A 25886-nucleotide genomic window follows, 5' to 3' on the forward strand; every position below is an offset into this window, starting at 1 on the left:
GAGGCGCTACGGACGGGCTAGCGCCGAGGCCAGCGCGTTCAGCTGCCCGGTCACCGGGCCGAGGGTGATCAGGCCGCTGCCGGCTCCGGCGAGTTCGGTGGAAGCCGGCTCCAGTTGTGTGTAGGCACGCCGCATCACCGACCGGTCGCCCACACGGATCGCTGCCTGCGCGAGAAGACACCAGAGTGCCTCGAACATCAGATCGCGCGGCGGCGAAGCGATGTCCCGCAGTGCGTGGCGGGCAGCGTCGTCGTGTCCTTGGGATACGAGCAGAACCGGACGCACCCAGGGTTCGTAGGGGCCCCAATCGGTCTGCCCGTCCATCTCGCCGATGAGTCCGGGCTTGCCGTGGCGGACGTAGAGACTCAGCCGGGCCAGCGGCAGCAGTCCGCGTTGCAGCCCCGGCATACCGGCCCCGTCCAAGCGGTCGGCAGCCTTCTCGTACGCGGATTCGGCCGCCCGCAGGGGCTGCGTCAGTGAATCGCGCAACGCCTGGTACCACGTGGTGAAGACGGACACGAGGGGCAGCTCGTGTCGTTCGGACAGTGTGTTCGCAGCCGCCGCGTGGCGGTCGGCTCCGGAGAAGTCGGCGAGGGCGCATCGTGACTGAAGGCGAATGAGGTGGCCCAGTACCTCGTACGTGACGAGGTTGTCGCGCGCGGACAGGGACACCACTTCGGCGCCGATCGCGTCGCGTCGGGCGGCCAGACCGGCCCGGTGAAACGTCTGCATGAAGACGCCGTTCAAGGCGAAGGCCAGCAGTGAGGGGTTGTTGAGGCGCCGTGCGATCTGCTCGGCCTGCCGGGCGGCCTGGAATGCGCGCGCACCTGCCCCCTCGGTCGCGGGTTCGGTGGGGAGTGTTCCGCGGGACTCCACGGCGATGGTGGCGAGCAGTCGCCCATGTGCCGCACCCTGGTTCGTGGCGGGCAGGAGCCGCAAGGTCCGTTCCGCCGCGCCCACCAGCCACGCGGCCTGCACCGGGTCGTCCGACCGGGTCCAGATCGCGGGCACGTCGTAGATGCCGATCACGCGGGCCGTGAGTTCGGGGTCGCCCAGCTGCTCCGCCGCGGCCACGGCCGCCACCCGGTGGCGTCGGGCGGCCTCCAGTCCGCCCCCGCCCGTCACCGCCAGGTCGCGCATCAGGCCGACGGTGGACTCCAGCCGCGTCCGGGCACGGGAGGCGACGGCGCTCTCGTAGGCTGCTGCCGCCTGAGCCCAGACCTGGTCCGCCGTTCCGCCGGGCCCCGGGTCCAGGTGATCGGCTTGCTGCAGCACGTCCGCTTCCAGACGGCGCAGCCTCGGGCCGGGATCCACTCCCAGGTGATCTCTGAGCATCTGCCGCGCGCGACGGACCACGGACAGCGCATCCGCCTGCCGTCCGGAGCGATACAGGGCAAGTGTGAGAAGCTGCCAGGCCTCCTCGCGCCAGGGATGTTCCGCGACATGCGCGTCGAGATCCGGTACGGCCTCGGCGGCCGCGCCCAGGGCGATCCGGGCTTCGGCACGGCGCTCAACGGCTTGGAGGCGGAGTTCGGTCAGGCGGGCGCGTTCCACGCGGACCCACGGCTCGTCCGCGAAGTCGGCGTAGGCCGGCCCCCGCCATGATCCCAACGCGTCGGTGAGCCGGGACACGAGGTCTGCGGGACGAAGACCGGCCCCGGAACCCACGGCCTTCTCGAACCGCCAGGCATCGACATCGTCGTGCGCCGCCCGTAGCGCGTAGCCGGGGCCTTCGGTGACCAGAAGCCGGGCCGGGGCCCGAGGCGGCCGGTCGGGCTCGAGGGAGCGGCGCAGGCCGGCGACGAAGGTCCGGATCGTGCCGACCGCGTCCGCGGGCGGTTCCTCCCACAGATCCTCCACCAGCCGCGAGACCGGTACGACATGGCGGCGGGCCACGATGAGACGGGCCAGCACCGCGCGGTGCATGGGGCCCTTGAGGGAGACGGTTTCTCCGGTCTCGTCCCAGGCCAGGACAGGCCCCAGGACCCCGAAGTCCATGCGCATGCCGGCGTCCGTCCTTCTCTCACGCTCCCGCTTCTGCTCAACGTACAGCGTGTCCGTCGTTCATTGGCTGCTCATTGAGGCCCCGCACGCTGGACTCATCGGGTGACCGGGACACGTCGCGGACGACCGGATGACCAAGCCCCATCGGAACGAAAAGAGCCCAGCCATGGAACCCACCATCACCGGTTTCGACCATCAGCGCGTAGCGGTGGCCGACGATGTCTCCCTCAACGTCGCCGTGGGCGGCTCCGGGTCGCCGATCGTGCTTCTCCACGGCTTCCCCGAAACCCATCTGATGTGGCGCCACGTCGCCAGGGACCTCGCTGCCGAGCACACCGTCATCTGCCCCGACCTGCGCGGCTACGGGGACAGTGACAAGCCCGTGGACGACGGTCCCGACACCTATTCCAAGCGGACCATGGCCCGCGACATCGTCACCCTGGCGAGGAAGCTGGGACACGACCGCTTCGCTCTGGCCGGTCACGACCGCGGAGCCCTGGTGGCCTTCCGGGCGGGGTTGGACCACCCCGACGTGATCACTCACCTGGCGTGCCTCGACGTACTGCCCACGGTCGACATGTGGGAAGCGCTGCACGGCACGACCGCGGCCGTCGGCTTCCACCTTTACCTCATGGCCCAGCCGGCCGGCCTGCCCGAGCGGATGATCGCCGCCAGCGCGGACGCGTTCTTCGGTCATTTCCTCGATCTGTGGGCCAACGACCCCGAAGCCATTCCGAGCGAGATCCGCGGCGCCTACCTGCGGGCCTGCCGCAACGCGGTGCCCTCGATCGTCGCCGACTACCGCGCATCCGCCGGGATCGACGTCGAACACGACCAGGACGACCGCGCGGCCGGTAACAAGCTGACCATGCCGGTGACCGTCCTTCAGCAGGACTGGGGCGCCGCGCTCGGCTTTGAGGCCGCTTCCCTGTGGGGAGCGTGGGCGCCCGACCTGCGGCATGCCACAGTCTTGTGCGGCCACTTCATGGCCGAGGAGGCACCGACCGACATCGCCGCAGCACTGAGGGCCCTGCTGGCACGGTAGCGGCGAGGCGGCCCGGCTCCTGACTGGCATCCAGGCAGACGTGGGAATCGAGGAGTCATGGCAGACGATCTGGCCGAAGTCCAGCGTGTGCACTGGCAGGACACATACACCGCGCATCCGGGGATGTACGGTGAGCAGCCGTCCGCGCCCGCGGTCCACGCCTGCGGAGTGTTTCGTGCGGCAGGGGCGAGGGAGGTATGGGAGCTCGGTGCCGGCCACGGCCGCGACGCCCTCTACTTCGCGGGCGAAGGCTTCACCGTGCGGGCCACCGACTTCAGCGCCACCGGCCTTGACCAGCTCCGTGCAAGCGCCGAGGCCCAGGACGTCATGGGGCGAGTCACCACCGTCGTGGACGACGTCCGTGACCCGTTGCCTCTTCGGAACGCCTCGGTGGACGCGGTCTTCGCGCACATGCTGCTGTGCATGGCGCTGTCGACCGCGGAGATCCGCGCTCTCGTCGGCGAGGTCCGCCGCGTCCTGCGACCGGGCGGGGTGTTCGTCTACACCGTGCGGCACACCGGTGACGCCCACTACGGTGCCGGAACCGCTCACGGCGACGACACCTACGAGCACGGAGGCTTCGCCGTGCACTACTTCTCCCGCGACCTGGTCGACGCGCTCGCCGACGGGTGGACTCTGGAGGAGGTCTTCCCCTTCGAGGAAGGCGACCTGCCCCGTCGCCTGTGGCGTATCACCCAGACTTTGCCCCGTTGATCACCCAAGGGTTTGCGAAGATGCCCGTCATGGCCTCGAATTCTCCTGCGGCATCCGCGGGCACCGACCGCCTGCTGCGGAGGGGGTTCGCCCTCGAATGGGCCACCTTGGCCTGGAACGTCATCGGCATCGTCGTGCTCGCGTTCGCCGCAGTCGAGGCGCGCTCAGTGGCTCTGGCAGGCTTCGGCCTGGACTCCCTGATCGAGATCGGCGCCTCGACCGTGGTGATCTGGGAACTGTCGGGCACCGGCTTGGACCGGCAGCGCAAGGCCATGCGCTTGATCGGCGCGGGATTCGTTGCGCTGGCGCTCTACCTGCTGGTGCAGTCGACGTGGGTCCTGGCCACTGGTTTTCACGCCCGCCACAGCCCGGCAGGGATCACGTGGACCGCGGTCACCGCCGCGGTGATGTTCGCCCTGGCCTGGGGCAAGGCCCGCACCGGCGCGGCGATGGACAACCCGGTACTCAAGACCGAAGGCCGTGTCACCCTGATCGACGGTCTGCTGGCCACCGCCGTCCTGCTCGGCCTGGTCCTGAACTCGGCCCTCGGCCTCTGGTGGGCCGACCCGCTGGCCGGCTACGTCATCGTCTACTACGGGATCAAGGAAGCTCGCGCCGCCCTGACCCACTGAGCCGCTCCGGTCGATGGCGACGTGGGGGAGGCTGCGGGGCTCCTCGGCGCATGTCGCGGGCGCGGGTTCGACGCCTGGCTGCGCGGCCACGGCGCGGTCGCTCTGTACGGGCTGATGGACGACGCAGCCACCGCCGAGGTCGCCCGATGCGAGGTCTGGCAGTGGCCGCGCCACGGTGCCATCACCCGTGAAACGGTGACCAGGATCCTCAACGGCGAGACGGCTGCCCTGACCGAGGAGCACCTGGCGGAGCTGGCCCGCCGTGCCGCCTGTTCCGGCGCTGCCGCCCACACGCCGGGCGACGCGAAGTCGTCGTCCGGTAGGTGAATAGTGCTGCCCGAGGGGCGACCCGGCAGATAGGCTGGCCGACGCAGCTGGTTCGCCCTGCCCGCCAGGCAGGCGCGTCGCAAGAGGGAACCCGGTGGGAATCCGGGACTGCCCCGCAGCGGTGAGTGGGAACGACCGCCGTCATACGCACTGGACCTGGAAACCGGGTCTGGGAAGCGACGGCCAGTAGGGGCCTCGTACGACACGAGGCGTGCCCGCGAGTCCGAAGACCTGCCACTGCCCGTGCGTGCCCAACACGTACGGCATCTCGGTGACCTCGAGGGCGGGTCGACGGTAGGAGCGAGCACATGTCCATGGCGTGGCTCGCTGTCCTTGCCATCCCTTCGCGCCCTCGTCCCGTCCCGGGAACCCCATGACGAGTGCTCGCGAAGGAGAGTTCCGTGACAGCCAAGTCCGCAGCCGCGGCGGCCACGGCCACCGTGTACGGCTACCCCCGCCAGGGGGCGAACCGTGAACTGAAGAAGGCGATCGAGGGCTACTGGAAGGGCCGGGTCACCGCCGACGCCCTCCGGGAGACCGCGGCCGGTCTGCGCCGTGCCAACTGGCGGCAGCTCGCCGACGCGGGCATCCACGAGGTCCCGACCGGCGACTTCTCGTACTACGACCATGTGCTGGACACCAGCGTCATGCTGGGCGCGATCCCGGCCCGTCACCGCGCCGCCGTCGAGGCCGACCCGCTGGACGGCTACTTCGCGATGGCGCGCGGCACCCAGGAGGTGGCGCCGCTGGAGATGACCAAGTGGTTCGACACCAACTATCACTACCTGGTACCGGAGTTGGGCCCTGAAACGGTCTTCACGGCCCAATCGGCCAAGCAGGTCGGCGAGCTGAAGGAGGCTCTGGAGCTCGGCCTGGCCGCCCGTCCGGTCCTGGTCGGCCCGGTCACCTATCTCCTGCTGGCCAAGTCCGCCCCCGGCGTCGCGGCGGACTTCCGGCCGCTGACCCTGCTGAACCGGGTGCTCCCCGCGTACGCCGAAGTGCTGGCAGACCTGCGGGCGGCCGGCGCCGAGTGGGTCCAGCTCGACGAGCCCGCCCTCGTCCAGGACCGCACCCCGGCCGAACTGAACGCCGCCGCCCGCGCCTACCGTGAACTCGGCGCCCTCGCCGACCGGCCGAAACTCCTGGTCGCCTCCTACTTCGACCGGCTCGGCGAAGCCCTGCCCGTCCTGGTCAAGGCCCCGGTCGACGGCCTCGCCCTCGACTTCACCGGACCCGCCGCGGTCAACCTCGACGAGCTCGCGTCCGTCGGCGGCCTGCCCGGCAAGCGCCTGGTCGCGGGCGTCGTCGACGGCCGCAACGTCTGGATCAACGACCTCGGAAGGTCCCTGTCCACCCTCGGCACCCTCCTCGGCCTCGCCGACCGCGTGGACGTGGCCGCCTCGTGTTCCCTCCTGCACGTCCCCCTGGACGCCGCCGACGAACCCGGCCTGGACCCGCGGATCGCCCGCTGGCTGGCCTTCGCCCGTCAGAAGGCCATCGAGATCGCCGGCCTGGCCAGGGGCCTCACCGAGGGCACCAGCGCGATCGCCTCCCAACTCCGGGCTAACCAGGCCGACTTGGCATCCCGAGCCGGGTCGGCCCTCACTCACGATCCCGCCGTGCGCGCCCGGGCCGCGGCGATCACCGGCGGCGACGCCCGCCGCTCCCAGCCGTACTCCGAACGGGTCACGGCTCAGCGTGCCCGCCTACGCCTGCCTCTGCTGCCGACGACCACCATCGGCTCCTTCCCGCAGACCGGCGAACTGCGCACCGCCCGCGCGGACTTGAGGGCCGGGCGGATCGACGCGGCGGCATACGAACAGCGCATCGAGACCGAGATCCGCGAGGTCATCGCCTTCCAGGACAAGGCCGGCCTCGACGTCCTGGTCCACGGCGAGGCCGAACGCAGCGACATGGTCCAGTACTTCGCCGAACAGCTCACCGGCTACCTCGCCACCCGGCACGGCTGGGTCCAGTCCTACGGCACCCGCTACGTACGCCCGCCGATCCTGGCCGGCGACATCTCCCGCCCTGAGCCGATGACGGTGCGCTGGACGACGTACGCCCAGTCCCTCACCGACCGCCCGGTCAAGGGCATGCTCACCGGTCCGGTCACCATGCTCGCCTGGTCCTTCGTCCGCGACGACCAGCCGCTCGCCGACACCGCCCGCCAGGTCGCGCTGGCCCTGCGGGACGAGGTGGGCGACCTCGAGGCGGCCGGGACTTCGGTCATCCAGGTCGACGAGCCGGCGCTGCGCGAGACGCTCCCGCTGCGGGCGGCCGACCGGCCCGGCTACCTGGAGTGGGCCACGGAGGCGTTCCGCCTGACGACGTCCGGAGTGCGCCCGGACACCCAGATCCACACGCACATGTGCTACGCCGAGTTCGGCGACATCATCCAGGCCATCGACGACCTCGACGCCGACGTCATCAGTCTGGAGGCCGCCCGCTCCCACATGCAGGTCGCCGACGAACTCGCCGCGGCCGGATACCCGCGCGAGGTCGGCCCCGGCGTCTACGACATCCACGCACCGCGCATCCCCAGCACCGCCGAGACAACCACCTTGCTGTACAAGGGACTTGAGGCCATCCCGAGGGAACGACTCTGGGTCAATCCCGACTGCGGCCTGAAGACCCGCGGCTGGCCCGAGGTCCGCGCCTCCCTGGAGAACCTCGTCACCGCCGCCCGCCAGGTCCGCTCCACCCTGACCGGCGCCGAGTCCTGACATGCGAGGGGCCGTCGCGCGGGAACGCACGCACGGCGGCCCCTCGCCCCGGCTACTCCGCCCGCTACTCCGCTGCGGTCAACGGCCGCCCGCAGCGCAGATTCCACCGCCCCGACCGGCCGCTGAGCTCCGTCACACTCAGCGGGGCCACGTCGAGCCGCCAGAAGGTCTGCGCCGGGACCGCGAGCGCATGTACAAGGCCCGCCCGCACGACGGCGGGCTCGGCGACGGCGAGGATCCGCCCGTCGTGCCCGGACCACGACTCCAGCCAAGTCCCCACGCGGTCCACCAGATCCAGCACCGACTCACCGCCGTGCGGCGCCCCGGCCGGATCGGCCAGCCATTCGGCCATCTCCTCCGGCGCCGCCTGGGCGACCTCGTCCAGCGATCGGCCACGCCAACGCCCCACATCGAGATCCCGCAACTCCAGTACCACAGCGGCATCCAGGCCTAGGGCCTCGGCGGTGCCGCGGCACCGTTCCGACGGGGCGGTGAACAGCACCTGATGCGACGGCAGAGCACTCGCGGCCGCACGGGCCCGCCGCGCGGCCGACTCGTCCAGCGGCGCGTCGTCGAAACGGACCTGTCGCAGGGCCGCGTTGACCGCCGGCGACACCAGGGTGATACGCGCCACCAACATTCCCTTCATCTGTACCAGTTCGCCCATGTAGGGGCGCACATTCGGCCACGTGCGCCGTAGCGGCCGTGGCCGCCGCGCGCTACGGTCTCATGGACATCGACGGCGTATGGAAGTCCGGTGAGAATCCGGCACGGTCGCGCCACTGTATGTCCGGCACAGGACCCGCACTCCCGGGGCCACCGCCGGGCGAGTCAGACCCAGGCCGTCGGAAGTGCACCAATGACCGGGACGCGTTGTTCCCAGGAGGTTCTGCCATGGCCCAGTCCGCCATTCCCGCGCCGAGCGCACCCCAGGTGTCGGAGATCACCCCCATCTCCCTCAAGGCGATCGCGCCGTGGGCGGCCTTCATCGGCATCCTCGCGCTGATCCTCCTGTACTTCGTCGGCGCCGAGCAGGGCGCCACCGCCCTGATCTCCGGCGAGAACGTGCACGAGTGGGTGCACGACGGCCGCCACCTGCTCGGCTTCCCCTGCCACTGACACAGCTGACACCGCTCAAGTCTCGGCCTCGTCCCCAGGGGAATCGAAGAAAATCATGAACTCCATATCGGTAAGGGCGCTACTCGTCCGCGGCATGCTCGCCGGCCTCGCCGCCGGCGTGCTGGCGCTGATCGTCGCCTACCTGCTCGGCGAGCCCCGCGTGGACTCTGCCATCGCTTACGAGGAGGGCCACAGCCATGAGCACGGCGTGGAACTCGTCAGCCGCACCATGCAGTCGACCGCCGGTCTGGCCACCGGTGTCCTGATCTACGGCGTTGCCATCGGCGGCATCGCGGGCCTGGCCGTCTGCGTCGCCCTGGGCCGCATCGGCCGCTTCGGCCCGCGCGCCACAGCAGCCCTGGTCTCCATGGGCGCGCTGATCGCCGTATACGTCGTGCCGTTCCTGAAGTACCCGGCCAACCCGCCCTCGGTGGGAGACCCCGACACCATCGGCAAGCGCACCACGCTGTACTTCCTGATGGTCGCGCTGAGCGTGCTCCTCGCCGTCGCGGCGACGATCCTCGGCAAGCGTCTGGCCCCGCGCCTGGGCAACTGGTACGCCACGGTGGCCGCGGCGGCGGCCTTCGTCGCGGCCGTCGGTCTCGCCTACGCCTTCCTGCCCGCGATCAACGAGGTGCCCAAGGACTTCTCGGCGACCCTGCTGTGGCAGTTCCGCCTGGCGGCCCTGGCCATCCAGGCCACTCTGTGGGTGTCCTTCGGCCTGGTCTTCGGCCACCTCGCCGAACGTCTCCTGTCCCCTCGTCCGGTGGCCGCCACCACCACCGGCACGACGACCGGCGCCGCAACCGCGGCGCACTGACACACACGCTCAACTCCGTTGCGCCGTCAGGCCTGCCATCTGGCAGCCGGACGGCGCAACGGCGTTGGGCGAGCGGGACGCCCACCGGTCTGCGCGGCCGGCCTCGCCGCCGTCCCCGGCGGCTGTTCGCCGACCGGGGCTACGGCTACGACAAGTACCGCCGACTCCTGCGCGGCCGAGGGAATCACTCCGAAGATCGCCCGACGCGGCACCCCGCACGGCTCTGGACTGGGCAAGACCCGGTGGGTGGTCGAGCGCGCCTTGTGCGCCACGAGGCGCTCTGTTTGTATCCCCGGTTCAGCCGGGAGGAACTCGGAAGGAGGTTCCTGGGCCTGATGACTTACCTGGATCCGAAAGGTGAAGGGGACAACAGCATGTCAGAAAACCAGTGACCGGGCTCAGTTGTCAGGGACGGTGTGCTGGGTGGCTCGCGCGATATGGCGAAGACTGGATTGTTTGAAGCCCAATCTCCAGCAGATGCAAGCTCCCATCCGCCGGAAAGACTACTGAAACCGGCGCCACGCTCTGTACTGGATTCGAAGGTTGTCCGGTGCACTTCCGGAGCGCGGAGCGATGCCCAACGAGGGCATTCAAGGAGATGAGTGGGACGCCTAAGCCGCGCTAGAACGTACAGACAGAGACGAACGTGGGATCGCCTACGGGACGCGAGTCCTAGGGCGACGGAGGCCCCGTAGTAGTCGTCGGAGTAACGACCGGCCAGGGAGGACGGGAAGGCCGTCCACATTGGGCGAAGGGGGCTAGGTGATTCGGACACCGAGACCCGGGAGGTATGCGAAATGCAGAGCGCCGAAACGGTGCTGGGTGTCCTGCGTGAGCGCGGCAGGCGTGGCCTGCCGTGTAATGAACTATATCGACAGATGTCCAACCCGCAGTTATATCTGCTGGCTTATGGGCGCATCTACGCCAACCACGGCGCGATGACGCCCGGAGTCACGCAGGAAACCGTGGACGGCATGTCTCAGCGGAAGATCGGACGCATCATCGATGCGATGTGCCACGAGCGCTACCGATTCCGTCCAGTACGCCGCGTGAACATCCCGAAGAAGAACGGGTCAACGCGGCCACTGGGACTGCCGACATGGTCGGACAAGCTTGTCGGTGAAGTCGTACGTCTTCTACTGGAAGCGTATTACGAGCCGACATTCTCCGACCACTCCCACGGGTTCCGGCCCAGGAAGGGATGCCACACCGCCCTGCGCGAGGTGGCTCACACCTGGACCGGAACTTCTTGGTTCGTTGAGGGTGATATCGCCGACTGCTTCGGGAGTCTGGATCACCAGGTCCTGCTCTCGATTCTTGGCGAGAAGATCCACGACAACCGGTTCCTGAGGTTGGTGCGCAACATGCTGACGGCCGGATACGTGGAGGACTGGAGGCGGGGAGCCACGCTCTCCGGAGCACCGCAAGGCGGAGTGGCCTCCCCGGTCCTGTCCAACATCTACCTGCACAAGTTGGACGAGTTCGTCGAGAACGTTCTGATTCCGGAATACACCCGAGGGGAACGCCGGGCTCGCAACCCGGAATACCTCGCGGTGGCCAACACGCTGGCAAGGGCACGCCGGCGCGGTGACAGGGCTGAAGTCCGACGACTGCGTCAGCAAATGCACAGCCTGCCCAGCTCCGATCCTGATGATCCGGAGTTCAGGCGGCTTCGCTATGTCCGCTATGCAGATGACCACCTGCTCGGGTTCACCGGGCCGAAGGTCGAGGCCGAGGAAATCAAACAGCGACTGGCGATGTTCCTGCGTAAAGAACTCAAGCTGGAGCTCTCCGAGGAAAAGACGCTGATCACCCATGCCCGAACCCAGGCGGCACGGTTCCTCGGCTACGAGATCACAACTCAGCAGAACAGCAGCAAAATCACCCGCGGCCGCCGTGTGGTCAACGGGCAAATCGCGCTGCGTGTCCCACTGGATGTGGTCAAGGCCAAATGTTCCCCCTACCTTGCTCACGGAAAACCCGCGAAGCAGGCAGCCCTGATGAACAGCGACGACCACGCGATCGTCGCCACCTTCGGGACCGTCTATCGGGGAATCGTCCAGTACTACCTGCTGGCCGGTGACGTCCACCGGCTGCACCGCTTGCGATGGGTCATGGAGACCTCAATGCTCAAGACCCTGGCAGGAAAGCACCGTTCAACAGTGTCGAAGATGGCAACGAAATACAAGTCCACCTTCGAAACAGCGAACGGGCCTCGCACCGCTTTTGAGGCCCGAATTGAACGGAAGAACAGGAAACCACTGGTCGCACGGTTCGGTGGGATTCCACTCCAACGGCAACGGACGGCAGAAATCGCCGACCATGAGCCAGTCCGGGTGGACTATCCGCAGAAGGAACTCATCACGAGGCTCCTTGCGGATATCTGCGAGATCTGCGGAAGCAAGGGCAACGTGCAAGTGCACCATGTCCGTGCGCTCGCCGATCTGGCACATGCCGGATGGCAGCCTTCTGACTGGGCGCGCGTCATGCTTCACCGACGTCGCAAAACGGTTGTGGCTTGCGGTACTTGCCATGACCGAATCCATTCAGAACGTCCTGCCAAACCACTCACGCAGTAGTCACTGGAGAGCCGGATGACAGGGAAACCGTCATGTCCGGTTCGGCGGGAGGCCGTGCGGAAAAGGACTCGTCCTCGACGAGCACCTCGCCGCGCGGCCCACCCAACCGCCTGGCTCCACCAGTTCAAGCGCCTCCGCAAAAACCCGTTGGCGGACCACGGCGACCGTTGCTAATCTCCCGGAGGCCGTGCGAGAGAACGAGGAGGTGGTACCCGTGAACGCAGTATCGACATGGGTGCTCCCCTCCGGGGTCACGGTCGGGCGATAGGTCGTCCGGGAGCGCCGTTCAAGAGCCCTCCCGAAAGGCACGACCATGCAATTCACTTCTGAACAGCGCCTCGACGACGGCGTCCTCGAGCGCGAATTCACCCTCGGCGAGATCCCCGGCACCCTGTGGACGCCCGGATCCGCACCGGCCCCGCTGATCCTGATGGCCCACAACAACGGCCTGCCCAAGGCGGAACCCCGGCTGGTGGCCCGGGCCCGGTACACCGCGGCGCGCGGCTACGCGGTGGCCACCATCGACGCCGCCGGGTGCGGTGACCGTCCCCGTTCCGCCGCCGACGAGCAGGCCCGTGCCGACCTCCGGCGGGCGATGCAGGCCGGCGAGCCGGTCGACGAGATCTTCGAGTCCTTCATCGGCCCGCTGGTCGAAAACGCGGTCCCGGAATGGCAGACCACTCTGGACGCCCTCCTTGAGCTGCCCGAGATCGGCGGCCCGGTCGGGTACTCCGGGGGGTGGACCGCCCTCGGCATTCGGCTGGCGGTGGTCGAGCCGCGCATCGCGGCCGCAGGCTTCTTCGCCGGGGGGTACGTGCCCCGTGCCCAGCGCGAGGAGGCCCGGCAGGTCACCATTCCGCTGCTGTTCTTGCTGCAGTGGGACGACGAAGGGAACCCCCGGCAACGGGCCCTGGACCTGTTCGACGCCTTCGGCAGCAAGGAGAAGACGCTGCACGCCAATCTGGGAGGGCACACCGGTACCCCGTGGTTCGAGCTGGAGGACGGCTGCCGGTTCTTGGACCGACACCTGAAGTGAGGCCGGGCCGTCTGGCGGGCAGCAGACGGTAGGCGGTGTCGGCCAGGATGCCGTCATCGAGGACAGGTCCCGGCCCTCCTCGATGGCGGTGGCCGGCAGATGCACAACCGCCCTTCCCCAGCACCGCCTACGCGTTCACGCGATGAGCTGGTCGAGAGGGAGACGCCGACACCAGGCCGTCGCCCGCCACTGCCACTACCTCCGCCGGACCGGTACGCAACACACATCCGCCAACCCCGCACCCGACCCGCCATCAGCCCACTACACTCAAAATCAGGCCCCTGACCAGCAGGAATAGCGAAAGGCTGCTGGATTACCAGGCGCATGGAATACGGGCATGCGCATCTCAGCCTTCAGGTGAAGAGCTTTCCGTCGAAGAGGAAGACCAGAGACGTTGTGTTGTAGTAGTTGAGGGTGATGCCGATTGTCGGGGAGTGCGCTCCGTCCGCCAAATTCCACTCGTTGAGGCCGAGGCGTCTGCTGTTGTCGCCGAGTGGGTTGAAGATGATGTCGCCGTTCTCCTGCGAGTGGGAGTAGTCCCACCACTGGCCGCGCGTGACGTTGCCGCAGTCGAGCTGTCGTACGACAGCGCCGTCGGGGAGCTGTTCGGGATACGTCAGGCACAGCTTGCTCGCCTGGTTCCGGAGTTGCAGTCGACCGACTGCGTTGCGTACCAGTTCCCAGGTCTGGTTCGCAGAGCCGTTGCAGGCGGCTTCGCGGGGCTGGGCGCCGGAGGCACCGGTCGTCTCCATGCACTGGCCCGTGGACTTGATGCGCAGCCGGGTGGTGCCGTCCGCTTTGGGAGGCTTTGGCGTCGGTGTCCGGGTCGGGGACGGGGGCGGGGTGTGGACTGGCCGAGTGACGCGGGGGGTTGGGCTCGGGGGCGATGGAGTGGACTGTGAGGGCTCAGGGGCGGTGTTGAGAGTCGGTGTGGGTGCGGGTGGTGCTGTCCGGATGTCGTTTCCTGTGTCGTTGAGGAGCAGGAAGGCTCCTACGGCCGCCACTGCCATGATTCCCGCCGCCACGCCCGCGCCCAGCGGGTTCACTTTGACTTTCGGCAGGTGTGTCCCAGCGGTCCCCGCGCCGCTGGCCGCCGTTCCCGCCTCCGCCAGCCGGGAGGCGAGGTAGGCGGGGGCCGCCCACAACAGCAGCGCGGCGGGCAGGACCAGACGCATACGCTCATTGAGGTCGGTCAGTTCCATCATGGCGTTGCGGCAGCGGGCGCATCCGTCGAGGTGTCTGGCCAGATCCTTGTTGAGGCGCCGGCCGGGACGGCGTATCGCGGCCGCGAGGAGACGGCTGAAGTGCCGGCACTCCGGCTGGTCCGCGGTTTCGACGTACTCGATGTGCGCCGTGAGGTAAGCCTCACGCAGGCCCTCGCGTGCGCGGGCGGCCAGCGAACCGACGCCGCTGGGGCTGATGCCGAGCAGCGTACCGACCTGCTCAGCCGACTCGCCCTCGATGACGGTGTGCCACAGCACCGCCCGCCAGCGCTCCGGCAGGGAGCGGAAGCCACGGACGATCAAGGCATCGTCCTCCTGACGGAGCACGTACTCCTCGCCGCTCTCCTCTGTAGGGGCGGTCTCCAGCCAGCGTTCGAAGTCCGGTGACAGGTCGGTGCGACGAGCGGTGCTCGCCCAGTCGGCGGCGGTTCGGCGGACCACTGACAAGAGATACGGGCGCCATGCGGACTCGGGGCCGTGTCCGGCACGTACCGCCTGCAGGGTGCGGGCGAAGGTCTGCCGGCGCTCCGGCAGCATGCGGTACGCCTGGGTCAGCCGAGAGCGCTGTGTGAGTGACCAGGTGCCGCCGGTCGAGGCCCAGCGGCGGAAGTCCGGATCGAACGGCCCGTCCGGCTGGTACACCCACTCCCGTAGAGCCAGGTTGCGGGCGGTGGTCAGCAGATGGAGCCGCCAGGATCCGGCGGGGAAGGCGCCGCGGGTGGTTGCGTCGAAGACGTGTGAGAAGGTCCGCTCAACCAGATGGTCGGCGGCTGTGGGGTCGTGGGCGCAAGTGCGCAGATCCCGAAAGTGCGGACCGGGTCGTTCTTCCCCTCCTTGCTGGAGTGGCGCCGGCGCATCGACCGGGCGCTGTTCGCCGTGGTGATGGAGGCATATGTGCACGGGGTCTCGACCCGCTCGGTCGATGACCTGGTCAAAGCACTCGGTGCGGACAGCGGGATCTCCAAGTCTGAGGTCTCCCGGATTTGTGGCGAGCTGGACGAGGAACTGACCGCGTTCAAGGAGCGCCCGCTGGATCACACCGTCTTCCCCTACGTCTTCCTGGACGCCACCTACTGCAAGGCGAGGGTGAATCACCGGATCGTCTCGCAGGCCGTGGTCATCGCGACCGGGATCTCCGTCACCGGGCACCGCGAGATCCTCGGGCTGATGGTCGGCGACAGTGAGTCGAAGCCGTTCTGGACGAAGTTCCTGCGTTCCTTACGTGCCCGCGGCCTGGAGAACGTCCAGCTGGTGATCTCCGACAGCCACAGCGGGCTGGTGGCCGCGATCCGCACCGTCTTCCTCGGCGCGGCCTGGCAAAGGTGCCGCGTTCACTTCGTCCGCGACGTCTTCGCGGTGATCGAAAAGGGCTCGGGAGAGATGGTGGCGGCCACCATCCGCACCATCTTCGCGCAGACCACCGCCGCGGCCGTCCGCACCCAGCTGGATGTGGTGGCCGGTATGCTCGGACGACAGTTCCCGCAGGTCAAGAAGATGCTGCTGGATGCCGCAGCGGACATCACGGCGTTTGCGGACTTCCCGCCGGCGCACTGGAAGAAGATCTGGTCGACCAACCCGCTGGAACGGCTCAACCGGGAGATCAAACGAAGGGCCGACGTCGTCCAGGTCTTTCCCAACCCCGCCGCCCTGGACCGACTCGCTGCCGCGGTCCTGGCCGAACTCCACGACGAATGGCAGGTCTTCGACCGCCGCTACCTCTCCGAAGCCTCCATGGCCGAGCTCTTCACCACCAAGCCGACCCCGCCCGAACCACAGATCACCCCACAACCGGAACCGAAACAGCTGCCGTGACTACACCATCCAGCGGGACATGACCCCTTGCGGCAGCTCCGTGGCCGCACACCTGGACCCGTCCGCAGGCGGTCGGACGTCGGCGCGCTGAGTTTCGTAACGCGCCCAATTCACCGGTCATCTGATCGATCCCCTGGACCGCCACACGCGCCACTGTCGAAGCATGACTGATACCCCCCACCCCATACCCGCGGAACCGGAGCGCGCCCCTGAGCCCGACGACGGTCCGGCCCGCGCCACCCGCAGATCCGTCATCGCCACGCTGGGCGGCGCGACCCTCGGAGTGGCCGCCCTCGGGCTCACGGGCTCCGCGACCGCACAGGCAGCCGCTGCCACGGACCGGAACGCGGCGGCCCAGTTACCCGCCCGGCCAGCCGCCGCCTGCGTCCTCACGCCCGAACAGACCGAGGGGCCCTACTACTTGGACCTGGAAACGGTCCGCAAAAACATCACCGAGGGCAAGGCCGGCGTGCCGCTCACCCTCCGCGTCACGGTGATCGACACCACGACCTGCACCCCTCTGCCCAACACCGCGGTCGACATCTGGCACTGCGACGCGCTGGGGATCTACTCGGGCTACGTGGCCGGCGGCTCCACCCCGGATACGACCTTCCTGCGCGGCGTGCAACTGACCGACTCCGCCGGTGTCGCGGAATTCACCACGGTCTACCCTGGCTGGTACGTCGGCCGTGCCCTGCACATCCACGTCAAGACACATGTCGGCGGGACCGTTTCCGGCGGGGTGTACCGGGGAGGCCACGTGTCCCACACCGGCCAGCTGTACTTCCCGGAGACGTACAACAGCAGGGTCGCCGCCCTGGCCCCCTACCGGAGCAACACGGCCACCCGCACGCTCAACGCGCGAGACGGCATCTACCGCAACGGCGGATCCTCGACCCTGCTGACCATCACACCGGTGGGCAGCGACCTCAATAAGGGAGTGACGGGGACCGTCGTGCTCGGTATAGATCCCGCCGCCACACCCTGACGGCATCCCACGAGCGGTAGTCGGTTCGCTTCGAAGGTCCCGGCTACCGCTGGTGTGTCGTCAATGGCCGCCGTGGGCGTGCGAAGGGACACGTAGATGGACGCGATGGTTTCGTCCACGGAATGTGCGGCCAGGAATCGGGGATGAGCCGGAGTCGAACGTGTGAGGTGTGCGGTGCAGCGCTGACCCCGAGACCGCACGGCGGTCGACCGGCTCGCTACTGCTCCAACGCGTGCAGACAACGGGCGCTCAGGCAACGGGCGGCGCGCGCGGATTCCCGTCGGCCCCTGGCGACCGCGTCTCCTGCCTCACCCCCCGCGTCGACCGCTGTCTCCTCGATCGCCCAGGGCCGCGACCTGCCACGCGCGCTCGACTCCTTCGTCGGCCGACGGCAGGAGCTGTCGCGCCTGCGCACCCTGCCGAGGACGTCGCGGCTGGTCACCCTGACCGGTGCCGGCGGCGTCGGAAAGACGCGCCTGGCAATGGAGTTCGCCAAGGGCCTGCCCGCCCGCGACGGACGTGTCGACCTGGTCGAACTCGACTCGCTTCAGGACGGCGCGCTGCTCGCGCAGTCCGTGGCCGCCGCGCTGGCCGTGGGCGAAGGGGCGGGACAATCCGGCCTCGATGTACTGGTCCGCGCGATCGGTGACGCTTCCCGGCTGTTGATTCTGGACAATTGCGAGCATCTGGCCGAGCCGTGTGCCCGACTGACCGCGGACCTCCTGAGCCACTGCCCTCGGCTGCGGATCCTGGCCACCAGCCGGGAGGCCCTGCGGGTACCCGGCGAGATCGTGTTCAGGGTCGGCGAGTTGTCCCTGCCGCCGGCCGGCGCCGGTGAGGACCCGGTAGCCCTGCTGCGGTCGGATGCAGTGCGGCTGTTCGTCGAACGTGCCTCGAGTTGCGCACCCGGATTCACACTCCACCGCGGCAATGGCCGAGCCGTTGCCGAGATCTGCCGCCGGCTGGACGGCCTGACACTTGCCATCGAACTGGCGGCTCGCCGGGCCGGCACCCTTCCGCTGAGTGACATCCTGGCCGGACTGGACGACCAGCTGTCTCTCCTGACCGACGGAAGCAGAATCGGGCCGCCGCGCCACAGCGGACTGGCCGCCGTGATCGACTGGAGCCACCGGCTGCTTGATCCGGCGGAGCAGGCCGTCTTCCGGCGACTCGCGGTCCTCGTCGGCGGCTTCGACACCGCTGCGGCGCAGGCGGTCTGCGCCGGCGACGGCATCGCACCGCGGCAGATACTCCGCGTCCTGTGCGCCCTTGAGGCCAAGTCCCTCATCGCACGTGTGCCAGGAGACGCGCAGCCCGCGCGATTCAGACAGTTGGGCGCCATCCGTGTCTACGCGATGGAGCGCCTGCACGCATCCGGCGAGCTGCACACCACTCGGGAACGGGCCACCGAGTGGCTGATCGATCTGGCGGACCGGGTGAGCGACGAGGTGTTCGCCGACCAGGCCGGCGGTCCGCTGACCGTCGAACGGGACAATCTCGCGGCGGCCCTGGCGTGGACGACCGGCCGCGACGGCTCCTCACACCTGCGGCTGGCGCTGGAACTGGCCCGGGTGCACTTCGAGCAGGAGCAGCCGTCGGCAGCCCGTTCGCTGCTGAGCGGACTTCTACAGCAAGCCGACGGCCGGGAGCTCGGCGGTGCGGTGCCGGCGCTCGCCGCGCGCGTGGCCTGCCAGCAGGCCGACCTGGCACAAGCACTGTGCCTGGGCGAGCAGGCGGTCGACACGGAGCGCACCCGCAACCACCCCGCCGGTCTTGCCAATGCCCTGGACGCGCGAGCCGCGGCACGGCTGTGCCGCGGCGAATTCCCCGCGGCCGTCGCGGACCTGCGCGAGTGCCTGGACATCGTCGCCGCGCTCGGCAAACCGCACGACACCGCGTGGTGCACCCATCACCTGGCCTGGGCGCTGCTCCAGGCCGGCCGGGAACTCGAGGCCGACGCGCTCATGTCCCGCTGCCTGCCGGTGCTCAGGGAGCACGCGCCGTGGAGCCGGGTCGCGGCCGCTCTGCACACCGCAGGCGCCGTCCGGCTGGCTCTGGGCCGGCTGGAAAGTGCCGAGGCTCTGTTCACCGAAGTGCTGCGGATCGTCCCCGAAGCAAGTTTCCACGCTCTGTACCCCATTGAGGGCCTGGCCCTCGTGGCCGCCGAGAGTGGCGACCTGCAGCGAGCCCTGCGACTGTACGAGGCGACTGCGCAGGCACGGCGCCGGTTGGACACCGAGCCCGAGGCTCCATGGCGACGCCAGGTGGAACAGACGGCGACTCGTGCGAGGACACGGCTGTCGGCGGCCGCGCGGGACGCGGCCGTCAGCGGCGGCCACCGGCTGCTCGGGGACCGGCTTGTCGCGTACGCCCTGCGGAAAAGGAGCGGTGGCCACCGAACGGCGACGGACGCCGTACAGCTCGTCGACGACCAGTCCACGCTCACCGCAAGGGAGTTCATGGTGGCCGAACTGGTCGCCGACGGACTGACCAACCGGCACATCGCGGACCGGCTCGGTCTTTCGATACGTACGGTCGCCACTCATCTGGACAAGGTCCGCGACAAGCTCGGCGTACGATCGCGCACGCAGATCGCCTTGTGGGTGGCCGCACGGGCCAAGGACGGGCGTACCTCCTTGCGATGAGTTCTGCGATGGGCCCAAGTGGCCCGCTGCACAACCACCTCGAAGCGCCCCGTACCAGTGGCCCTCAGGGCTCCAGGACGAGCAGCTGAGCCTCCTCCGGGGACCAGCCGACCGTCACCTCGCTGTCGAGGATGCCCGTGGCGCGCGAACCCGTGCCGAGTTCACGCATGACCACGTCCTGGCCGCCCACGTGCAGCCGGTGGCGGATCGTGGCGCCGAGGCTGGTGGACGACAACACCCGGCCGGAGCCACGGTTCTCGGCGCGGTCGGCGTCGACGAACCGCAGATGCTCGGGGCGGATGGAGACCGCGTACGCGTCGCCCTTGGCCCCGCGGTCCCGTACCCGGCCGACTCCCCATGCGCCGAGGTCGACGATGGCCTCGCCGTCCTTGCGCTCGAGCACCGTGCAGGGCACCAGGTTGGTGTCGCCGAGGAAGTTTGCCACCCAGTCGGTCCGCGGATGTGCGTAGACATCCTCGGGGGCGCCCTCCTGCACGATCCTGCCGTCGCGCATGACCACGATCCTGTCGGACATGGACATGGCTTCGTCCTGGTCGTGGGTGACGAACAGGACGGAGATACCGAGCGACTGCTGCAGTGTCTTGACCTCGTCCTGCATCTGCTCGCGCAGCCGCTTGTCCAGGGCGGCCATCGGCTCGTCCAGGAGAAGGGCCGCGGGGTTGAACACCAGGGCACGCGCGAGCGCGACGCGCTGCTGCTGGCCGCCGGACATCTGACGCGGACGACGGTCGCCTAGCCCGGCCAGACCGACGCGGGCGAGCGCCTCTTCCGCGCGCCCCCGCCGCTCGCCACGCTGGACCCCTCGCATGCGCAGCGGAAACTCGACGTTCTCGGCGGCGCTCATGTGCGGGAACAGGGCGTAACTCTGGAAGACGACACCGAGGTTGCGGTCCTTGGGAGGCAGCCGGTCCACCGGTTCGCCGTCGATCAGTACGGTGCCGGAGGTGAGTTCCTCGAAGCCGGCCACCATCATCATCGTCGTGGTCTTGCCCGAACCGCTCGGCCCGAGCAGGGTGACGAACTCGCCGGGTTCGACCGACAGATCGAGATCATCGACGGCGGCGACATTCCCGTACATCTTGCGGACGCCGCGCAGCTCGATGGCGCCACGCCGCTCCTCGTGGGGAGCCGAGGCGGATGTCTGCTGTGTGGTCGTGGTCGTCATGGATCACCCTGTCTGTTCGGGGGCGGTCAAGGGGAGCAGCCGTGCGACGGAGCGGCGGCGGATGGTGAAGCAGACCTGTACGAGCAGACCGAGCGTGGCGACGGTGACGAGCATCGCCGAGGACACGGCGATCTTCGGGGTCAGGTTGTACTGGATGTCGGTGAACATCTTCACCGGCAGCGTCGTCGCGTTCGGGGACTGCAGGAACAGCGCGATGACCGTCTCGTCGATCGACACCGAGAAGGCGAACAGGGCTCCCGCGATGAGCCCCGGCCGGATGACCGGGAGATAGACGAACCGCATGACGGAGAACGCTCCCGCGCCCAGGCTGCTCGCCGAGCGGACCAGCGCCGGGTTCAGCCCGGCGAGGCTGGCCCGCACGGTGAGGAAGGCGTACGGCACGGCGATCACGGCATGGGCGAGGCCGATCGGCAGGACCGTCCCCACCATGCCGACGGAGATGAAGAACTGGTAGAACGCCAGAGCCAGTACCACCGCGGGCACGATCATCGGTGCCAGCAGCAGGCCTGTGATCGCGGCCTTCCCGGGAAACGTGCGCCCGTGCAGCGCCACCGCGGCCGTCCCACCGAGCAGGACCGAGATCGCCACCGCGACACCTGCCGCTTGGAGGCTGGCGGACAGGGCCGACATCCACGCCTGGTCGCGGAAGAACCCGGTGACCGCCTCGGCGGACAACTGCTGGGGTGGAAAGGTGATGTAGCGGCTGCCGGTGAAGGCCATCGGCAGCACGATCAGCGTCGGCACGACCAGGAAGACGAAGACCGGCACCGAGGCGATCAGCGAGGACACATGTCGAGGTCTAGCCGGCCTCATATTCGCCTCCTGCACGAAGGATCCGCTGGTATATCGCGACGAGCACGCTGACGATGACGGTCAGTAGCAGCGCGAGTGCCGAGGCACCGGCGAAATCGGTCAACTGCCTTGCGTAGAAATCGATCTGATTGGCGATCATCATGTCTCCGGGACCACCGAGCACGACGGGCGTGATGAAGAATCCCGTGCTGATGATGAACACCAGCAGACCGGCTGCGGAGACGCCCGGCACGGTCAGAGGCAGGATGATCCGGCGGAAGATCGACGCCTCGCCCGCCCCCAGCGACCGGGCCGCGAGTTCGAGCCGGTCGTCGATCGCGGCCAGGGCCGCGAAGATCGGGAAGACGGCGTACGGCAGCAGGTAGTGCACCATGCCGAGCACCACGGCGAAACGGTTGTGGAGCAGGGCCACGGGGGCGTCGGTGATTCCGAGCCCCTGCAGTGCGGTGTTCACCAGGCCGTTGTCCTGCAGCAGGACCGCCCAGGCGAAGTTCTTCACCAGGACGCCCGTCCAGAAGGGCAGCAGCACCAGAGCGAAGAGGATGACCCGCGCCAGCGGCCCGCGCCGCCAGATCACCACGGCCAGCAGGTAGCCGAGCACGACCGTGGCGAGCGTCGACAGTGCGCTGATCTCAAAGGTGTTGAGCAGCGACCGCGACACCAGCGGGTCCTTCAGCACTCGCTGGTAGGCGTGGCCGTGAGTGCTGGCCGCAACGAGTTTGCCGAGGGGTGTCAGGAAGAGTACGGCGTCGAAGGCGAGTACGGGTGCCAGGAGCAGCAACCACGTGCCGCGCGGGCGCCGGCGCCGCCGCGGCGCGTCGGCCCCGGCGGAAGCGGATGCGGTCGCCGCGGCAGGCGTGACGGTGGACGTCATCAGCTGCCCGCCTGCCACAGCTTGAAGCGCTGCTCGGTCGCCTTGAGGTTCTTGGCCCACCAGGCGTCGTCGCGTACCAGGATGGAGTGCGCCAGCTTGGGGCTGGTGGGCAGCGAATCGGCCACCGAGGAGGGCAGCTTGGCCAGGGCTGGGGTGTTGGCCAGGGTGAGGTTGGTGGTCTGGATGAAGTCGGCGCCGGCCGCGGCGTCGTTGCTCATGAAGTCCAGGAGCCGGAAGGCCGCCTCCTTGTTCCTGGCGCCCTTGGGGACCACGAAGTAGTCACCCGCCACGACACTGTTGCTGGCGGTGAAGTTGAGCCTCGCGCCGTCCTTGCGGGCGGCGCTGATCCGGTTGTTGAAGCTGGTCGAGAGCGCGACCTCGCCGGAGGTCAGCTGCTGGATCGGCTCCTGATTGGCCGTGTGGTAGATCAGTCCGTCCCGCCCGGGGTGCTGGGCCAGGTACTTCAGCGCGGCATCGACGTCGAGGGGGTAGATCTTGTCGAACGGCACGCCCGCCGCGAGTCGTGCCGCCTCCAGGATCGAGCTGTCGGACAACTGCGCGTAGACGGATCGCTTGCCCTTGTAGCGCCCCTGGTCCAGGAACTGCTCCCAATTCTTGGGCGCCTGGGCGTCGGGGATGTGCTTCTGATCCCAGGCCATCACGAAAAGAAAGCTCAGATACTTGATGCCATAGTCGGCCTTCGCATAGGCGGGCAGCCCCTTGTCGCTGATGACGCCGTAGTCCAGCTTCTCCAACAGTCCCTCGTCGACGGCCTGAAGGTATTCCGGTGCCGTCAACTCCACCAGATCCCACTGGACATCGCCGGACTGGACCTGGGCCTTCAGCCCGGCGAGGCTGGTGTTGGCCAGCAGCGACGGACGCACACCCGACTTCTTCTCGAACGGCTTCAGCAGGGTCTTCGTCAGCTGGTCGTTGTACGAGCCGCCGTACGAGGTGACGGTCACCGTGGTGTTCGGCTTGGCCGACGGGGCCGACTTGGTGCTGCACGCGGTGAGCAGACTCCCCGCCAGGGGGGCCGCGAGCGCGGAGGCTCCGGCCGCCCGCAGGACCGACCGGCGGCTCATGCTTCTGTGCGACTGCTCATTCATTGTGGCCATGCCTTTCTTGGAACACGACGGCGCGCGTCAGAGCACACCCATGACGGGTGCGGGGCGCGATGAATATGGGGCGCGGCAGGGATCAGTGCCAGAGGGAAAAACAGGGGATGGGCGATCTGCGATCCGCATCATGAGCGACCAGGTCGAAATATGACCTGAGGAGCCAATAGCCGTCGCCAACGGCCATGACATTCCGGAACTCGTTCGCATCCGCCATCACGATCAGGCGATCCGCGGAAAGGGAACGATCCGGTACACGCGGTCTGCCTCAGCCCGGCGACCGCGTGGCGCAACAGTAGGGACATGTCCTCTGCGCGTCAATGAGTGATTTCCCAGCGGACGCGCCCATGTCCAGGAGACAGATGTCGCTTCGCGCTGCCCGGACCGCATGACCTCGTTTGGTGTGCAGATCATCCATACGGCGTCGGGACGGTGGATGAATCCACCACTTCTTGGCTGTTCGGGTGGCGGATAGCGTCACTGGCCTGGGACGGAGACCTGGCCTGGTCAGGTCATCCGTGCCTCAGCTGCTGTCCCTCAGGCATGGCCCGTCGGCGCGGAAGTCGCCAATTCCGCGCCGTTCGGTTCGGCCCTCTCACCCGGCACGACCGGAACGCAATCCCACGGCCGCCCTCCACCCCTGGGGCGCTGCGTCATCGCCATCCTCAAGTCAGCCCCAGCAGATCTCCTGTATCCCTACGATTCTCAAGCCACGAGGAGCACGGAACGTCGTGAGCGAAATCCTTACGCTGCGCAATTACATCGACGGTGATTTCGTCGACGCGAAGGACGGTCGCACGCTGCCGGTCGTCAACCCCACCACCGGTGAGGTGTACGCGAGTTCACCGCTCTCGGGGGCGGCAGACGTGGACGCGGCGATGGCAGCCGCGGCGGCGGCCTTTCCTGCGTGGCGCGACTCCACCCCCAGCACCCGGCAGAAGCTGCTCCTGAAGATCGCGGACGCCGTCGAGGCGCGCGCCGAGGAGCTGGTCGAGGCGGAGTGCCGCGACACCGGCAAGCCTCGCGCCGTGACCAGGACCGAAGAGATCGTCCCCATGGTCGACCAGTTGCGCTTCTTCGCGGGCGCGGCGCGTCTGCTGGAGGGCAAGGCGGCGGGAGAGTACGCGGAGGGCCTGACCTCCATCATCCGGCGGGAGCCGATCGGTGTGTGCGCGCAGGTCGCGCCCTGGAACTACCCGATGATGACGGCGGTGTGGAAGTTCGCACCGGCGATCGCCGCGGGCAACACCGTGGTCCTCAAGCCGTCGGACACCACCCCCGCGTCCACGGTCCTGCTCGCCGGGATCGTCGGTGGCGTACTGAAGGAGCTGGATCTGCCCGCCGGTGTGCTCAATGTCGTGTGCGGCGACCGGAGCACCGGGCAGCTCATGGTCGAGCACCCGGTCCCGGCCATGGCCGCCATCACCGGTTCCGTGCGCGCCGGCATCCAGGTCGCCGAGAGCGCCGCCAAGGACGTCAAGCGCGTCCACCTGGAGCTCGGCGGCAAGGCACCCGTGGTCGTCTTCGACGACGCGGACGTCGCGCAGGCTGTCGAGGGCATCACGACGGCGGGCTTCTTCAACGCCGGCCAGGACTGCACGGCCGCCACCCGCGTCCTCGTCCACGAGTCCATCCACGACGAGTTCGTCGCCGCGCTGGCCAAGGCCGCCGCCGACGTCAAGACCGGTGGCATCGACGAGCAGGACGTGCTCTTCGGCCCACTCAACAACGTCAACCAGCTCGCCCAGGTGAGCGGCTTCGTCGACCGACTCCCCTCGCACGCCAAAGTCGAGGCCGGTGGCCACCGCGTCGGCGAGATCGGCTACTTCTACGCGCCGACCGTCGTCTCCGGCCTCAAGCAGAACGACGAGATCATCCAGAACGAGGTCTTCGGCCCGGTCATCACGGTCCAGTCCTTCGCGGACGAGGACCAGGCCGTGGAGTGGGCCAACGGCGTCGACTACGCCCTCGCCTCCTCGGTCTGGACGAAGGACCACGCCCGCGCGATGCGCATGTCCAAGCGCCTCGACTTCGGCTGCCTATGGATCAACACCCACATGATCCTGGTCGCCGAGATGCCGCACGGCGGCTACAAGAAGTCCGGCTACGGCAAGGACCTGTCGGCGTACGGCTTCGAGGACTACACGCGCATCAAGCACGTGATGACATCGCTGTGAGGCACCGGGTACGCGTGTCCGACCTGC

At 68.6% G+C, this 25886-nt stretch carries 19 protein-coding genes, 2 pseudogenes and 1 riboswitch; of the genes and pseudogenes, 14 read left to right on the forward strand and 7 right to left on the reverse strand.

The features are described 5' to 3' along the window. Positions 1-6: 6 nt before the first annotated feature. Positions 7-2004 (reverse strand): AfsR/SARP family transcriptional regulator, encoded by a 1998-nt coding sequence (locus ACZ4RZ_RS37320; RefSeq protein ID WP_467751433.1) that lies wholly within the window; start codon positions 2002-2004, stop codon positions 7-9. A 166-nt stretch (positions 2005-2170) separates the two neighbouring features. Here ACZ4RZ_RS37320 and ACZ4RZ_RS37325 point away from each other — a divergent pair, with 166 nt between their 5' ends. The 5 genes from ACZ4RZ_RS37325 to metE all read left to right on the forward strand — a co-directional run bounded on the left by ACZ4RZ_RS37325 (position 2171) and on the right by metE (position 7448). Further along, complete coding sequence (locus tag ACZ4RZ_RS37325; RefSeq protein WP_467751435.1) at positions 2171-3049, forward strand: alpha/beta fold hydrolase; 879 nt, start codon at positions 2171-2173, stop codon at positions 3047-3049. Positions 3050-3106: 57 nt separating this feature from the next. Continuing rightward, complete coding sequence (locus ACZ4RZ_RS37330; protein WP_467751436.1) at positions 3107-3763, forward strand: class I SAM-dependent methyltransferase; 657 nt, start codon at positions 3107-3109, stop codon at positions 3761-3763. A 29-nt stretch (positions 3764-3792) separates the two neighbouring features. Then, positions 3793-4395, forward strand: a complete 603-nt coding sequence (locus ACZ4RZ_RS37335; RefSeq protein WP_467751438.1) for a cation efflux transmembrane domain-containing protein — start codon at positions 3793-3795, stop codon at positions 4393-4395. A gap of 21 nt (positions 4396-4416) precedes the next feature. Further along, positions 4417-4722, forward strand: a complete 306-nt coding sequence (locus ACZ4RZ_RS37340) for a hypothetical protein (protein WP_467751440.1) — start codon at positions 4417-4419, stop codon at positions 4720-4722. 48 nt (positions 4723-4770) lie between these two features. After that, positions 4771-4959: riboswitch (cobalamin riboswitch) on the forward strand. 164 nt (positions 4960-5123) lie between these two features. Then, a complete protein-coding gene (gene metE / locus ACZ4RZ_RS37345; RefSeq protein WP_467751441.1) occupies positions 5124-7448 on the forward strand; it encodes a 5-methyltetrahydropteroyltriglutamate--homocysteine S-methyltransferase in 2325 nt (774 codons plus the stop codon). A 64-nt stretch (positions 7449-7512) separates the two neighbouring features. Here the strand turns inward: metE and ACZ4RZ_RS37350 are convergent, their stop codons facing one another. Next, complete coding sequence (locus ACZ4RZ_RS37350) at positions 7513-8085, reverse strand: histidine phosphatase family protein (RefSeq protein WP_467751553.1); 573 nt, start codon at positions 8083-8085, stop codon at positions 7513-7515. 257 nt (positions 8086-8342) lie between these two features. Between ACZ4RZ_RS37350 and ACZ4RZ_RS37355 the strand changes: the two genes are divergently transcribed. The 5 genes and pseudogenes from ACZ4RZ_RS37355 to ACZ4RZ_RS37375 all read left to right on the forward strand — a co-directional run bounded on the left by ACZ4RZ_RS37355 (position 8343) and on the right by ACZ4RZ_RS37375 (position 13002). After that, positions 8343-8567 (forward strand): CbtB domain-containing protein, encoded by a 225-nt coding sequence (locus tag ACZ4RZ_RS37355; protein ID WP_189192273.1) that lies wholly within the window; start codon positions 8343-8345, stop codon positions 8565-8567. A gap of 55 nt (positions 8568-8622) precedes the next feature. Further along, complete coding sequence (locus ACZ4RZ_RS37360) at positions 8623-9387, forward strand: CbtA family protein (RefSeq protein ID WP_467751443.1); 765 nt, start codon at positions 8623-8625, stop codon at positions 9385-9387. Between the two features lie 86 nt (positions 9388-9473). After that, positions 9474-9645, forward strand: a pseudogene (locus ACZ4RZ_RS37365) (IS5/IS1182 family transposase); the annotation flags it as partial. A 539-nt stretch (positions 9646-10184) separates the two neighbouring features. Further along, positions 10185-11966 (forward strand): reverse transcriptase/maturase family protein, encoded by a 1782-nt coding sequence (locus tag ACZ4RZ_RS37370; RefSeq protein WP_467751445.1) that lies wholly within the window; start codon positions 10185-10187, stop codon positions 11964-11966. 313 nt (positions 11967-12279) lie between these two features. Continuing rightward, positions 12280-13002 carry a dienelactone hydrolase family protein gene (locus ACZ4RZ_RS37375; protein ID WP_467751447.1) on the forward strand — a complete coding sequence of 241 codons (723 nt, stop codon included), beginning with the start codon at positions 12280-12282 and terminating at the stop codon, positions 13000-13002. A 353-nt stretch (positions 13003-13355) separates the two neighbouring features. Here the strand turns inward: ACZ4RZ_RS37375 and ACZ4RZ_RS37380 are convergent, their stop codons facing one another. After that, complete coding sequence (locus ACZ4RZ_RS37380; protein WP_467751449.1) at positions 13356-14867, reverse strand: sigma-70 family RNA polymerase sigma factor; 1512 nt, start codon at positions 14865-14867, stop codon at positions 13356-13358. A gap of 153 nt (positions 14868-15020) precedes the next feature. Between ACZ4RZ_RS37380 and ACZ4RZ_RS37385 the strand changes: the two are divergent. The 3 genes and pseudogenes from ACZ4RZ_RS37385 to ACZ4RZ_RS37395 all read left to right on the forward strand — a co-directional run. Further along, positions 15021-16037: pseudogene (locus ACZ4RZ_RS37385) on the forward strand (IS256 family transposase); the annotation flags it as partial. A 163-nt stretch (positions 16038-16200) separates the two neighbouring features. After that, a complete protein-coding gene (locus ACZ4RZ_RS37390) occupies positions 16201-17025 on the forward strand; it encodes an intradiol ring-cleavage dioxygenase (protein WP_467751451.1) in 825 nt (274 codons plus the stop codon). Between the two features lie 143 nt (positions 17026-17168). Continuing rightward, a complete protein-coding gene (locus ACZ4RZ_RS37395; protein ID WP_467751453.1) occupies positions 17169-19670 on the forward strand; it encodes an ATP-binding protein in 2502 nt (833 codons plus the stop codon). 64 nt (positions 19671-19734) lie between these two features. Here the strand turns inward: ACZ4RZ_RS37395 and ACZ4RZ_RS37400 are convergent, their stop codons facing one another. The 4 genes from ACZ4RZ_RS37400 to ACZ4RZ_RS37415 are packed head-to-tail and all read right to left on the reverse strand — an operon-like array spanning position 19735 to position 23649. Beyond that, the gene (locus ACZ4RZ_RS37400; RefSeq protein WP_467751455.1) at positions 19735-20856 is read right to left on the reverse strand and encodes an ABC transporter ATP-binding protein; all 1122 of its coding nucleotides are present in this window, start codon (positions 20854-20856) and stop codon (positions 19735-19737) included. 3 nt (positions 20857-20859) lie between these two features. Then, the gene (locus tag ACZ4RZ_RS37405) at positions 20860-21666 is read right to left on the reverse strand and encodes an ABC transporter permease (protein WP_467751456.1); all 807 of its coding nucleotides are present in this window, start codon (positions 21664-21666) and stop codon (positions 20860-20862) included. Between the two features lie 10 nt (positions 21667-21676). Then, positions 21677-22564, reverse strand: a complete 888-nt coding sequence (locus tag ACZ4RZ_RS37410) for an ABC transporter permease (RefSeq protein ID WP_467751458.1) — start codon at positions 22562-22564, stop codon at positions 21677-21679. Then, a complete protein-coding gene (locus ACZ4RZ_RS37415; RefSeq protein ID WP_467751460.1) occupies positions 22564-23649 on the reverse strand; it encodes an extracellular solute-binding protein in 1086 nt (361 codons plus the stop codon). Before ACZ4RZ_RS37415 ends, ACZ4RZ_RS37410 begins: the two co-directional genes overlap by 1 nt. A 764-nt stretch (positions 23650-24413) precedes the next feature. On the opposite strand from ACZ4RZ_RS37415, the gene ACZ4RZ_RS37420 reads away from it, so the two are divergent. After that, entirely contained in the window at positions 24414-25859 is a 1446-nt protein-coding gene (locus ACZ4RZ_RS37420) for a gamma-aminobutyraldehyde dehydrogenase (RefSeq protein ID WP_467751462.1), read from the forward strand. Positions 25860-25886 lie beyond the last annotated feature (27 nt).

Source organism: Streptomyces sp. NPDC027189, assembly GCF_055566975.1.